Here is a 12,186-nt window from a genome sequence, read left to right as displayed (position 1 = left end):
TTACAATGTAATAAAGGAACTTTACATTGAAAGAAATGGGTGGCTTTTTGATCAAAAATAAAAATATGATGTGGTCTGCCAGTATCTGTGCATTGGCTGTTCTTTTGACCATGTTTATCCTTAATACAGTGTTGGGGTTGTTGGTCTATTATTTTGATCAAAGCCAATCTATTTTTTGGCATCAACTCAGCCCCTATGTCATCGCTTTATTGTTGCTGATCATCGGCTCTTCCATTCTGTATGAATTCTATGTCTTTCGTTCTGGTGGCCACTCGTTAGCGAAACAATTGCGTGCAAGACGTTTAAGCCTAATTGAAAGCACACCTGAAGAATTTGCAGCGCTCAAAATCACCGAACAACTCTCTGAGCGTTTTCTCATTGATACACCTGCCGTTTATGTACTGCCTGATGAAGTAGGGGTGAATGCACTAACTGCGGGCTTCTTACCACGTGATATTGCAATTATTCTGACTTGGGGGGCATTACAAAATTTGGATGAATCTGAATTGTTCGGCTTGTTAAGTCATGAGTTTAATCAGATTTTATCAGGCGAAACAGCGGACAATACCCGATTGAAAATTTTGTATAGCGGTCTCACAACGTTCAGCCAATGGGGCAGTAAAGTTGCGAAATTAGGCTTTAGTCGTCAGGGTTATGATCAACCGCAAAAATTTGAAACCATATTAGTGGCTTTGGGTGGTATGATTTGGTTGGTTGGGAGTATGGGGGTATTAATGACACGTTTCATTAAATACCTGACGCTAGGCAGCCGTACCTTCAGAAATGATTTAAAGACCAAACGTCTGATTCAGAATGATGCCAATATCCAAACCTTGTTGCGTATTTATGTGCATCATGCGGGTTCACAAATTCACAGTGAATACTCAGAATCGATTTCACATATGTGTTTTGCTAACTCATTGAGTCCACAAAGCTGGATGAATATTCATCCTGATATTGAGCAACGAATTTATGAGTTGAATCCTGGTTTGGTGCAAGACCTGCAATTGGAAAATCTAAAAAGATTAAGAAATCAGCCATTATTTAGTCTGTTTCGTTCTTTGGAAGAAACCAATGCAGAATATTACACCCCGTGGAGTTCACCACAACCCTTACCTTTATTGCGTTTATCTCCAATAAGCTTTGCAATTAAGGATGCGATTAAGCCCTTAAATCCAGAAGTGCGCAGCACCATGCAGCGCCCGGAGTTGATTGAGCGTGCCTTACAAACTGCCACGGGTTCGCGCGAGGTGATGGTAGCGATTTTGATGATTCGTCAATATCGCGAGTTTATTCCTGCTGAAGCTGAAGTTAGTCGTGCCATAATTGATGCATTGCTACATTTAGATGGCCGAGTACATTTATCTATTTTCCATGAAGCATGTGCCAACATTGGCGGTATGCCAGCAACCATTGCACGACAATTTGTGACTAAGCTGGCGCGCATTATTCAGGAAGATGGTGAAATTGGCTTATTGGATGCGTTGTTGTTGGAGCGGGTTAAATTTGAATTGAACCTGTTACCAGTACATACCCCAACGGCCTTGGATGAAGTAAAACCGCAAATTGTACGTTTGATTGATGCCTTACTGCATGTCCAGCAGATTAATAGCGATAACCAACTTACGGTGCGTGAGCGCATATTAAAAAAGATTCTGACCATAGATGAGTTGGATATTTACGAAGAAATATCTGATGAGCCAATTGATCTTGCTGAAATCGTGCATGATATTTCGGGATTGCTGTTGCGCGATCGTCTCATTATTTTGGGCATTGCAGAGTTGTGTTTATGGAATGACCGTATCATTACTCAAGATGAATTGGATGTTTTGGAGTTGTTGTATTGGCGATTCGGCTTTGAAACTTCAGAAATTGTCGAGCAGATGCAGAAGAAAAATAGTTTAATGATTATGTGATTAAGATATAAATATAGAGTTTAAAGGTATCAATAAGTGTTTTAATAAAGCACAGCAAAATAAAGCGAATGTCGTTAAAATAGCGACAAAGATTGAGATGTTGAACATAAAGATGATGGGGCACCAGCGAGATATATTAGCAACAATGGGAATCGATATTTGGATTCCTAGAACTCTCGCGCGTGTACAACACTCTCAGCTATCTGGTTTATGGCGCGATCAAGCGCAACCCGAAATTATTACTGAGTTAGCCCTAAGTCAAGTTGAGCTTCCTGTCTCTGGTGAATCTGATATTCCTGAAATAGATGATGCTTTAACTCAGTTTGTTGAAATTGAAAAGGAAAATGCTCAACAAACGCCTAAGCCAGTCACTCCAGTCGCAGCCGAATTACAATCACAACCAGCTATTCAAATTGAAGCTTTTGAATTACAGGCAGTAAGTCTTGCTACCTGTCTCATTGTGTTGGATGCTTCTCAGTTAACTGAAGCTCAGGCAGAACTTTGGGTTAACATTCAGCAGGCTATACCCGCAGAATATCATGAATTAAAGTGGCCATTTCCTTTGCGTGAAATGCAAGATGGACGAGGCGCTGGCAGTTATGTGCAGGGCTTTATCGATGCAATTGGTGTAGACAAAGATCTGATTGCGTTGGGGGATATCCCTCATTTACAACAGGTGGAGCTACACCGTTTGGCGAGCTTGCAGGAAATGCTGGAGCAGCCCATTTTAAAAAAACGCTTGTGGCAGTTTATGCAAAAATCACTCAATACACGGATGAATGATGAATAAAAAAGTTGTTGTTTTTAGCCAAATTGACCCTGAAATTTTAACCCGCTTACAAGCTCAATATGATGTGGTGGTGATTGATCCGAAGCAAAGTGACGTCAATCAGCAGATTCAAGACCATGTTCAAAATGCGGATGGCATGATCGGGGCTGGGCGTTTGCTCAATGAAAGTAATCTCGCTGGCGCACAACATCTTAAAATCATCTCGAGTGTCAGTGTAGGTTATGACAACTATGATGTGGGTTATTTAAGTCAAAACCAGATTTGGTTAAGCCATACCCCGCATGTTTTAACGGAAACCACGGCAGATTTGGCGTTTACATTATTGATGAGTGCGGCGCGTAAAGTGCCATATTTAGATCAATGGACCAAAACAGGTGAGTGGAAGCGTACCGTTTCTCAAGCTCAGTTTGGACAAGATATCTACGGGAAAACACTGGGAATTATAGGTCTAGGCAATATTGGTGCTGCGATAGCACGTCGCGGCTTATACGGTTTTAATATGAATATTTTATATCATAACCGTCGTGAAAAATTAGAAATGGCGCAGCCGTTGAATGCGCAATACCGTACCTTAGATGAATTATTGCAACAGTCAGACTTTGTCGTGGTTGCGGTAGATTTGAATGCAGAATCAAAAGCATTAATTTCTACTGAGCAGTTTGATTTAATGCAGCCACATGCGGTGTTGGTGAATATAGCCCGTGGTTCTGTTATTGATGAGCAAGCCTTAATTCAGGCACTGAAAGAACGCAAAATCTTTGCTGCAGGATTAGATGTATACGAAAAAGAACCACTACAAGATTCAGAGTTATTCCAACTAGATAATGTGGTGACCTTGCCACATGTGGGTTCTGCAACTGCGGAGACGCGTAAAAAGATGGCGGAACTGGCTTATCGTAATTTGGTTGATGCTTTGGAAGGACGTCAGCCACCTTATTTGGTCAATTCTGACTTTTAAAATATTGATAACACATCATTGCAAATCCCTTGCTGTTTCAATGTTATAGTCTGCTCAGAACGAATAAGATTTTGAGATGTGGCATTGAAACGGTTTTTCGTCATTGGTAGTTTGTGTGCAATGGCTCATATCGCATGGGCGGATGCAACACATTTTTCATCTACTCCTCAGTTTAATGTTCCCGAAATTGGCAGTGGAATAGGCTTAATTGATCGTCAAAATGAAAAAATGATTGGCGAAAAAGTCTATCGTGAAGTGCAGCATCAGTTACCGATTGCACATAATGCTTGGCTGGAAGATCAGCTCTTATTGGTATTTTCAAATATTCTCAGCCAGACCCAGCTCGGGCAGCCGATTGGTTTGGTATTGGTCAATGATGCTCAAATTAACGCTTTTGCTGTGCCTGGTGGTTTGTTTGCATTAAATACAGGCATGATTACTTCTGCACGTAATATGGATGAGGTTGCAGGGGTGATGGCGCATGAGATTGCTCATGTGACCCAGCGACATTACAGTCGCTCGCAGGAAGCATTTAAGGGGCAAAGTCTGTTGGCCTTGGCAGGTATTATTGTGGGGGCTTTGGTCGCCTCACAAGCCGATGGTAATGCGGGTGCTGCAGTGATGATGGGATCGCAAGCTGCATTGCTAGATAATCAGTTAAGCTATAGCCGTAATCAAGAGCGCGAAGCTGATCGTATAGGTATGCAGTATATGTACGCGGCGGGTTATAACCCACAAAGTATGGCAGATTATTTCGAAGTGATGCACCGTGCCACCAGTCGAGTTAGCTTTCTGCCTGATTTTTGGCTGACACACCCTCTTACTACCGAACGAATGAGTGAGGCGCGTTTAAGGGCGAATCAGTTGCCGCAAGTGAAAAGCAGTATGCGGGATGAAAATTTTGAAATATTAAAGTTGTACACCTTGGTGGTGTCAAATCAGGCGACAGAACAGCAATTACAAAACTTGGCGAAGCGTGGGGATTTTGCAGGACAATTGGCTTTGGCCGCATTTTATAGTCAGCAAGGTGATTTTGTATTGGCGCAAGCGCAATTGGATCAACTTAAAAAACAAAATAAGTTACACAATTTGCTCACTTTAATTCAAACAGATATTTATCTTGGGCAAAATAAATTAGATGATGCTTATCAGATCATTGCTTCGCCTGCACGGATTATGCCTGAGAACCGTGCTTTAGCCTATAAACTGGCGGAAGTACTGATTCGTCAAAAGCAACCCGTACAAGCCAGTGCACTGGTACAAAACTTTGTGAACCAAAATCCACGAGATATCACGGGATGGCGCTTGCTGCAACAATCGGCGAATATTGATGTGGCTTCACCTTTACGTGCAGTGAATGTATTGCGTTATCGTGCAGAGGTAGAGTACTGGAGTGGGTTAGAAGAAGGTGCTATAAAATCATTATTGCATGCGCAGCGTTTAGCGAAGGACAATACGGCAATGTCTGAACTGCTCAAACAGCGAATTGATCAGATGCAAAAGGAACGTCAGTTAAAGATTTAAGCATTAAATAGACATCATCCTTGTATAACATAACAACAAGAGGGGGAGATAAAATGATCGAAGGACAGTGTTTATGTGGTACGGTCAGTTACCGTTATCATGGGGAAATTGAAAAAACAATTCTATGTTATTGTCAGCATTGCCAGCGAGCGCAAGGTGGTTTTGCAGGGTGGAATAGTCCATTGCAAAAGTCACTGTTTGAAATTGTGCGTGGTGTAAAAGTGCTGAAAGAGTATTTTCATAGTCCGAATAAGGCACGTGTTTTTTGTCAGGAGTGCGGCAGTCCTATTTTTTCCTATCGTGTAGACTTGCCTGATGTGATTCGATTACGCTTGGGCACAGTAACTCTGGGGCAGATTCCTGCGCCCACTGAAGAGGCATATAAGCAATATAAGCCTGAATTTATTCAAATAAAATAATCTGCGCTAGTTTTGCATGAGTCCGCGCTGTATCATGATGTTCAATCATTTTTTTGATTTTAATGGTTCTAATGAAGAATAAAGTCCAGTTTCTAGCAGCACTTTGGCTTGCTGTTTCTTGTGGTTCAGCTTTTGCAAGTGTCGAAGATTATGTGGTTGCAGTTGATAAAATTAATCGCACATACAAGGCGGATGTTCGTCAGTTTTTTGGCCAACTTAATCCGCAGCAAACCAGTTTTACCGCAGAGCAGCAAACACGTTATTGTGGCATTGTGGGGCGTTATGTTGATCAGCTTTATACTGCGGCTGATAAAAATAGAAGTTCTTTAGACGCGCAATATCGTAATTTGACTAAGCGAGATGTAATTCAACAGGTTATGTCATCAAAAGAAATGATGATTTTAAAGAAGTATAATGTGCAGTGTAATTTGACTTAAAGGCTGTTATCTATGAACTGTCTTGTTTACGTAAAGGCAGTTCAACGATAAAGAAAGAGAGTTTTGAAAGATTAAGCGAGTTTTGCTTTGATTTTAGAAGAAACTAAAGCAGGATCGGCGCGCCCGGCTATGAGCGGACGCAGAGAGTTCATCACCTTACCCATATCTTTCATGCTAGTAGCTTCTTGAGCAGTAATTGTTTGCTCAATGATAGAATCAAGCTCTTCCTCAGTCATAGCTTCTGGTAGAAATTGAGATAAAACATCAATTTCGGCTTGTTCCTTACTAGCTAAATCATCACGACCAGCGCCTTCAAAGGCTTTGATCGATTCTTTACGTTGTTTGATTTGCTTTTCAATGACCGCAAGAGTTTGAGCATCGTCAAGCTCTTTGCGCTCATCGACTTCGATTTGCTTGATTGCTGCCTGTAGACTACGAATGACCGTTAACTTATCCATTTCTTTAGCACGCATAGTTGCTTTTAAAACTTCTGTTATTTGGCTTTTTAAGGTAGTCATTTATTTTTCCAGGTTGTCAATCAATCACAAATTAATCTTAGTAAAGGCGTGTAGTACGAACTGATTCGCGCGCCAATTTCTTTTGGTAACGCTTAACAGCAGCAGCTTTTTTGCGCTTACGTTCTTGAGTTGGTTTCTCATAGAATTCACGCTTACGAACGTCAGCTAAAACACCTGCTTTTTCGCAAGAACGTTTGAAACGACGGATAGCTACGTCTACTGGTTCGCCTTCTTTCAATTTAACTTGTGGCATGAAGAATCCTCATTAAGTTATGGATAAGATCGCGGCATGATTGCCTTGATCACAAGTGAAGGTCAGTATTTTACTCATTTACATCTCATACCACAAGTCTATAATAGGTTTCGCTTTGGATTTGATATAGGTTGTAGGCAGTTTAATGATCGTTTTAGGCTTAGAAACATCGTGTGATGAAACTGGTTTGGCACTGTATGACAGTGAAAACGGCTTACGCGGGCAAGTTTTATATAGTCAAATTAAGCTGCATGCCGAATATGGTGGTGTGGTGCCAGAACTGGCTTCGCGTGACCATGTACGTAAACTTATTCCCTTATTAAATCAATTATTGGCTGACAGTGGCGTAAAAAAATCTGAAATTGATGCAGTTGCCTATACGCGCGGACCAGGTTTAATGGGTGCGCTCATGACGGGTGCTTTGTTTGGTCGAACTTTGGCTTTTGCACTGAATAAACCTGCCATTGGCGTACATCATATGGAAGGACATATGCTGGCGCCGTTATTGTCTGCTACACCGCCAAAGTTTCCATTCGTTGCACTTTTGGTTTCAGGTGGACATTCTCAATTGATGGCAGCCTATGGTATTGGTCAATATGAGTTACTCGGTGAGTCTATTGACGATGCTGCGGGAGAAGCTTTTGATAAGGTTGCGAAAATGATGGGCTTGCCGTATCCAGGTGGTCCAAATATTTCTAAACTGGCAGAGCAGGGCGATCCAAACGCGTTTGCTTTCCCGCGTCCGATGTTACATCAAGGCTTGGAGTTTTCATTTAGCGGTCTAAAAACAGCCATATCTGTACAAATGAAAAAATTAGGTGATGAAAACCGCGACGCGGATATTGCTGCGAGTTTCCAAGAAGCGATTGTGGATACTTTGGTTAAAAAATCGATTAAAGCCTTAAAGCAAACGGGTTTAAAGCGTTTGGTTATTGCCGGTGGTGTTAGTGCAAATAAGCGTTTACGTGAACGTCTGGAAGCAGACTTAGCTAAAATTCGTGGGCAGGTTTATTATGCAGAACCTGCTTTGTGTACTGATAATGGCGCCATGATTGCATTTGCAGGCTACCAACGTTTAAAAGCGGGTCAGCATGATGGCTTGTCTGTAACAACTACACCTCGTTGGCCGATGACAGAATTAACTCAGCCTACAGAAATTTAAAAAATAAATTTTTTGCTTGAAGCATGCAAAATAAAAAAGCCCGACATCCTGTCGGGCTTTTTCGTATGGGTTGCTAGGTATAACTCCTGTCGTACCTCACGTCCTGGTGCTGAACTTATAATTATTGTTTTATGTTTTGGAACATCCTGTTCTCTATGACTTCATCATATGAAACTTCTCTAGGATGGAATAGAAGTGATCTGCCTGAATTGGTGTAAGCCGAGGCTTACAGAGTTGTAATGCACTTACCCCTAGGGTTATCCACAGAAATTGCGGATAAAATTAAGGGTACTATGTATTGATTTATTTGAATTTAATTAATTTTAGAGTGTTTTTTGTTCTATTTTATCTTTTAAAAGTTTCAAATCTGTTTAATGGTGGGTTCAGGGATTACTTAATGTTTAATCGTTTTATTTAAAGTAATGATTTATATTAGGGTATAGTAAAAATCTCAGATATTCATCATGCTGTTAAATGGATAGAGTTAAAACCTTTTATCTCCCCGTAATTCAATCTCAGCCTTTGCTCCAACTCTGAATTTCATTGTGTATATGGGCCAAATATATCTGGGCGCGTGCTTTTGAAAAATAATCGATAACCAATCCCGAAAAGCAAAATAAGAGAATGACCACGCACAGATAGTGAATCGATACGTTCTCAACAAATATCCATGTGAACAGTGCAAGTGCAGCAATGATGATTAATGCCCATGCTGTTTTCGGATACCAACGCATAAATTCATCAGTACGATTCTTTTCACTTTTTATAAACTCGATAGGATTTTCTAAAAATGACTGTTGGTACACTTTTATGCGCTGAGGATTTTTAAAAATGAGTGAACCTCCAACCATAAGAAAAATCAAAGCACTCAGTAACAAAGGAATGATCAAAAACTTAGAGTTGGATAGATGTGTCATAGGGAGGATAAAAATACTCAAAATCATTAATGTTAGTGCGTAGATCACGATGATTTTGCCTTCGAGAATTTCGCCCTGACACCAAGCAATTGTATGTTCTATAAAGCTCATTAAATTCACTCCAATATCAAGAATACTGGTGTCTATAGGTATTTGGTGTTGCTCCAGTCCAGTGCTTAAAAGCTCTAGAAAAAGAGTTCACTTCCTGAAAACCTAGTAAGAATGAGATCTCACTCGTACTAATCGAGGATTGTTTTAAATAATATTCAGCCAATGCCTTACGGGTATCATCCAGTATGGTTTTGAAATTGGTATTTTCGTCTTCAAGTAACCTTTGTAATGTGCGTTTACTTAGAGCCAGTCTTTTTGCTACTTCATCAATATTGCCCAATCCAGCAGGTAAACTTTCCAAGAGGATCGCTTTGACCTTTTCTTTGGTTGCAACACTGTGATCAAGTTCTGCTAGGCTTTGTTTTAAGTTGGGTTCAAAAAAAGACCACATTGTTGAGTTGGATGTTAAAAAAGCGCGCTCACTGTCTGTTTTTGAAAACTGAATGGATATACCGTGACTTTCTTGCGGAGCTACTCCAAAAAATTCCTGATATTTTTCAATCTCATTTGGTAATTCTGGCAAATAAATGGCTTTAGGAATGATTTGAGCACGAGTACAAATCCGTGCAAGTTGTGTAAAAAATATCAGTTCCGTCAGTATTAAACTCTTTGGAATTTCTGTATCTACTTCATAAAACTCAATATCTAAACTCAGCACATTTTCATCGACTTTGGGGTGCAATGCGATTGGACCAATTAAGCGTTTAAAGTGTGATAAGCGTTGCAGTGCAATCGTGAGATTAGGACTACAGATGCAAGCAAATATTGCAGGATCAAATAATTCTACTGTAATCATTTGTCCTATCTTTAAGGGAAGATTTTCGACGCCAGATACAGTCTCTATCGCGTTCCAGAAGTCAAAATATTGCGTGGCTGTCACATAAAACTCTTTACGATTAAAGGCATCGAGAGGTAAAGAGGCTAAGCGCAAAACATCTTCTGGTTGTACACCTAAGTCGATTAGAAAGAGTTTCCAACTCGGTTGTAGCATAAACTTTGAAGCATATTTCATGGTAATCCTCCTTTCCTCGCATGACTTTATTTTGATTTTTAGGAAATTACTTAACGACAGACATGACCATTTTGTCGAAGATGCGATCACCAAACCACTTTCTAACAAAAATCATGAGTTTAGCGTATTTTCCACCAACATAACGTGTTTTGGGAGTGTTGGCATGTACCGCTTGCATTAGCATATCTACCACCACTTGCACATTGGATAAATCGCCTTTCTGGACGGATTCCTGTGTAGCATTAGCGACAGCATTTGCCATGTTACTGTAAGGTCCTGTCCCTGATCGTTGTACTAATGGCTTGACCATGACATCGGCAAATTCGGTTGCAATCGCACCTGGTTCAATCACCACGACATCAATGTTAAAAGGTTTAAGTTCTAAACGAAGGCAATCTGACCAACCTTCTACCGCATGTTTACTGGCATGGTACCAACTGCCCATTGGGGTATAAATTTTCCCGCCCATTGAGGAAATATTAATAATGCGACCTTTATTTTTTTGGCGCATCGAAGGCAGCACTTTTTGAGTCAAATATGCCATGCCGAATAAGTTCACTTCAAATTGATAACGAGCATCTTCAATCGAAGTATCTTCCATTGCACCATATAGACCAAAACCAGCACAGTTAATCAGAATATCCACGCCTTTACTGTGTTTTTCAATGTGCTGAATGACTTCATCTACTTCGTGTTGCTGAGTAATATCCATCTTTAAAGTACGTGCACCAAGTGCTTTTAAATCCTCCATTGCATCAATACGACGCGCTACGGAATAAACAATCAAACCTTGCTTCAGAAGCGCTTTGGTAAAAGCTTTCCCCATACCAGAGGAAGCGCCTGTAACGAGTACAACTTGATCTTGAACTTTCTTCATTTTGATTACCTTTATTGATTATGCTCAACACTCATTAAAGGCATTTTAGAAATTATACGCTTTCAACAGTAAATCGGATCGTGCCAAATGATATGCAAATCACGACAAATAGCTAAATAGTGGCTATTTGATGAGAACCTTATTAACTTTTTTTAGAGTTTGCTTTTTAAATTAATATAATACGGTTTATACGAAATGATTATTTTATCTCAATATAAATCAGATATTTATCATATTAATTTTAGCCCAATCCTCAAGGATCGAGCTTTTTTATAATAAAAATTTAAACAATGTTCAAAGCGATTGCTGAAAAACTTACTTTATGAAAAATTAAAGTTCGTTTAGCTGTTGCGTACCGACCCAGTGCTTAGAAAACTGATAAGCAGCACGCCCTGAACGTTGTCCACGTGACTGACACCATCTGAGGGCTTCGGCACGCGCTGCACCGGTCATGGGCATATTTGACTTAGCCAAATAGTGCTCGACAATTTCTAAGTAAAGCGCCTGATCCATAGGATAGAAGGATAACCACAAGCCAAAACGGTCAGACAGAGAAATCTTTTCTTCAATCGCTTCTTGTGGATGTAGCTCTGTGTATTGCGGCACATCGACTCGCGTTACAGGCGTATTTTCATGCATGAACTCAGGTAGCAAATGGCGACGGTTACTGGTGGCATAAATAATAAAATTACTTGAGCCAGACTGTAATGAACCATCTAGCACACTTTTTAAGCTGCGGTAGTTTTCATCTTCCGCGTTAAAGGCCAAATCATCACAATAGACAATAAACTTTTCAGGACGGTTTTGAATAATTTTCTGAATTTCGGGTAAATCAGACAAATCATCACGTTCAATCTCAATTAAACGTAAGCCTTGTGCTTCGTATTGGCTTAAAAGCGCACGAACAATTGAAGATTTACCAGTACCGCGTGAACCTGTGAGCAAGACATCGTTGGCAGGTAGGCCTTTAAGGAACTGCAGGGTATTTTGAATGACTTTGGCTTTTTGGCGTTCAATCCCTTTCAAATCATCCAGTTCAATTTTCTTGGGATGAAAAATTGGAAGGAGTTGCTTATTTTGCCACTTAAATGCTGGGGCAGAGAAATCAGGTTCTTGCTTGAGTGTCGGGAGTGTCTGTTGTAATTGCGCCAGAACTTGAGTGAGGGATTGTAAAATGGTGTCAGGTAATTCGATAGTTGCCATAGTCATTCAGCTTATAATTACGATAAAGTAGCAAATAAGACCAACATCAGCCTTGGTTTTAGACTGTATAGTATAATGACTATGATTGC

13 protein-coding genes are annotated in these 12,186 nt (G+C 40.3%); 7 read left to right on the top strand and 6 right to left on the bottom strand.

Translation table 11 applies throughout. From position 1 onward, the window contains the following. Positions 1-35: 35 nt before the first annotated feature. From GWK51_RS13630 to GWK51_RS13605, 6 genes are all read left to right on the top strand, one after another. The gene (locus tag GWK51_RS13630) at positions 36-1,916 is read left to right on the top strand and encodes a M48 family metallopeptidase (protein WP_407925991.1); all 1,881 of its coding nucleotides are present in this window, start codon (positions 36-38) and stop codon (positions 1,914-1,916) included. A 145-nt stretch (positions 1,917-2,061) separates the two neighbouring features. After that, entirely contained in the window at positions 2,062-2,706 is a 645-nt protein-coding gene (locus tag GWK51_RS13625; RefSeq protein WP_407925990.1) for a hypothetical protein, read from the top strand. Further along, the gene (locus tag GWK51_RS13620) at positions 2,699-3,664 is read left to right on the top strand and encodes a 2-hydroxyacid dehydrogenase (protein ID WP_161934116.1); all 966 of its coding nucleotides are present in this window, start codon (positions 2,699-2,701) and stop codon (positions 3,662-3,664) included. The genes GWK51_RS13625 and GWK51_RS13620 overlap by 8 nt, the downstream gene beginning before the upstream one ends. Before the next feature lie 120 nt (positions 3,665-3,784). Beyond that, positions 3,785-5,188, top strand: coding sequence for a M48 family metalloprotease (locus GWK51_RS13615; RefSeq protein WP_161934115.1), 1,404 nt, complete (start codon positions 3,785-3,787; stop codon positions 5,186-5,188). Positions 5,189-5,241: 53 nt separating this feature from the next. Further along, positions 5,242-5,607 carry a GFA family protein gene (locus GWK51_RS13610; RefSeq protein WP_100243127.1) on the top strand — a complete coding sequence of 122 codons (366 nt, stop codon included), beginning with the start codon at positions 5,242-5,244 and terminating at the stop codon, positions 5,605-5,607. Between the two features lie 71 nt (positions 5,608-5,678). Continuing rightward, positions 5,679-6,044, top strand: coding sequence for a hypothetical protein (locus GWK51_RS13605; RefSeq protein WP_161934114.1), 366 nt, complete (start codon positions 5,679-5,681; stop codon positions 6,042-6,044). 71 nt (positions 6,045-6,115) lie between these two features. Here the strand turns inward: GWK51_RS13605 and GWK51_RS13600 are convergent, their stop codons facing one another. Continuing rightward, positions 6,116-6,562 (bottom strand): GatB/YqeY domain-containing protein, encoded by a 447-nt coding sequence (locus tag GWK51_RS13600; RefSeq protein WP_161934113.1) that lies wholly within the window; start codon positions 6,560-6,562, stop codon positions 6,116-6,118. A gap of 37 nt (positions 6,563-6,599) precedes the next feature. After that, positions 6,600-6,815 carry a 30S ribosomal protein S21 gene (gene rpsU, locus GWK51_RS13595; RefSeq protein ID WP_001136722.1) on the bottom strand — a complete coding sequence of 72 codons (216 nt, stop codon included), beginning with the start codon at positions 6,813-6,815 and terminating at the stop codon, positions 6,600-6,602. Positions 6,816-6,960: 145 nt separating this feature from the next. On the opposite strand from rpsU, the gene tsaD reads away from it, so the two are divergent. Further along, entirely contained in the window at positions 6,961-7,977 is a 1,017-nt protein-coding gene (tsaD, locus tag GWK51_RS13590) for a tRNA (adenosine(37)-N6)-threonylcarbamoyltransferase complex transferase subunit TsaD (protein ID WP_161934112.1), read from the top strand. A gap of 515 nt (positions 7,978-8,492) precedes the next feature. Here tsaD and GWK51_RS13585 read toward each other — a convergent pair. The 4 genes from GWK51_RS13585 to GWK51_RS13570 all read right to left on the bottom strand — a co-directional run bounded on the left by GWK51_RS13585 (position 8,493) and on the right by GWK51_RS13570 (position 12,097). Next, positions 8,493-9,005 carry a hypothetical protein gene (locus GWK51_RS13585; protein WP_161934111.1) on the bottom strand — a complete coding sequence of 171 codons (513 nt, stop codon included), beginning with the start codon at positions 9,003-9,005 and terminating at the stop codon, positions 8,493-8,495. Between the two features lie 16 nt (positions 9,006-9,021). Further along, positions 9,022-10,017, bottom strand: a complete 996-nt coding sequence (locus GWK51_RS13580) for an AraC family transcriptional regulator (protein ID WP_016165553.1) — start codon at positions 10,015-10,017, stop codon at positions 9,022-9,024. A gap of 46 nt (positions 10,018-10,063) precedes the next feature. Continuing rightward, complete coding sequence (locus tag GWK51_RS13575) at positions 10,064-10,894, bottom strand: oxidoreductase (RefSeq protein ID WP_161934110.1); 831 nt, start codon at positions 10,892-10,894, stop codon at positions 10,064-10,066. A 330-nt stretch (positions 10,895-11,224) separates the two neighbouring features. Beyond that, positions 11,225-12,097, bottom strand: coding sequence for an ATP-binding protein (locus GWK51_RS13570; protein WP_161934109.1), 873 nt, complete (start codon positions 12,095-12,097; stop codon positions 11,225-11,227). Positions 12,098-12,186: the final 89 nt, after the last annotated feature.

The sequence above is a fragment of the Acinetobacter kanungonis genome (assembly GCF_009939195.1).
In the GTDB taxonomy this organism is placed as follows: domain Bacteria; phylum Pseudomonadota; class Gammaproteobacteria; order Pseudomonadales; family Moraxellaceae; genus Acinetobacter; species Acinetobacter kanungonis.
Note: the sequence above shows the minus strand (reverse complement) of the source record. Positions and strands in the feature narration are given on the sequence as shown.

What these genes read in the sequence shown, in the direction of transcription:
- GWK51_RS13630 (WP_407925991.1), top strand. Translation starts at nt 36, where the DNA reads ATGGGTGGCTTTTTGATCAAAAATAAAAATATGATGTGGTCTGCCAGT.
- GWK51_RS13625 (WP_407925990.1), top strand. Translation starts at nt 2,062, where the DNA reads ATGGGAATCGATATTTGGATTCCTAGAACTCTCGCGCGTGTACAACAC.
- GWK51_RS13620 (WP_161934116.1), top strand. Translation starts at nt 2,699, where the DNA reads ATGAATAAAAAAGTTGTTGTTTTTAGCCAAATTGACCCTGAAATTTTA.
- GWK51_RS13615 (WP_161934115.1), top strand. Translation starts at nt 3,785, where the DNA reads ATGGCTCATATCGCATGGGCGGATGCAACACATTTTTCATCTACTCCT.
- GWK51_RS13610 (WP_100243127.1), top strand. Translation starts at nt 5,242, where the DNA reads ATGATCGAAGGACAGTGTTTATGTGGTACGGTCAGTTACCGTTATCAT.
- GWK51_RS13605 (WP_161934114.1), top strand. Translation starts at nt 5,679, where the DNA reads ATGAAGAATAAAGTCCAGTTTCTAGCAGCACTTTGGCTTGCTGTTTCT.
- GWK51_RS13600 (WP_161934113.1), bottom strand. Translation starts at nt 6,562, where the DNA reads ATGACTACCTTAAAAAGCCAAATAACAGAAGTTTTAAAAGCAACTATG.
- rpsU (WP_001136722.1), bottom strand. Translation starts at nt 6,815, where the DNA reads ATGCCACAAGTTAAATTGAAAGAAGGCGAACCAGTAGACGTAGCTATC.
- tsaD (WP_161934112.1), top strand. Translation starts at nt 6,961, where the DNA reads ATGATCGTTTTAGGCTTAGAAACATCGTGTGATGAAACTGGTTTGGCA.
- GWK51_RS13585 (WP_161934111.1), bottom strand. Translation starts at nt 9,005, where the DNA reads ATGAGCTTTATAGAACATACAATTGCTTGGTGTCAGGGCGAAATTCTC.
- GWK51_RS13580 (WP_016165553.1), bottom strand. Translation starts at nt 10,017, where the DNA reads ATGAAATATGCTTCAAAGTTTATGCTACAACCGAGTTGGAAACTCTTT.
- GWK51_RS13575 (WP_161934110.1), bottom strand. Translation starts at nt 10,894, where the DNA reads ATGAAGAAAGTTCAAGATCAAGTTGTACTCGTTACAGGCGCTTCCTCT.
- GWK51_RS13570 (WP_161934109.1), bottom strand. Translation starts at nt 12,097, where the DNA reads ATGGCAACTATCGAATTACCTGACACCATTTTACAATCCCTCACTCAA.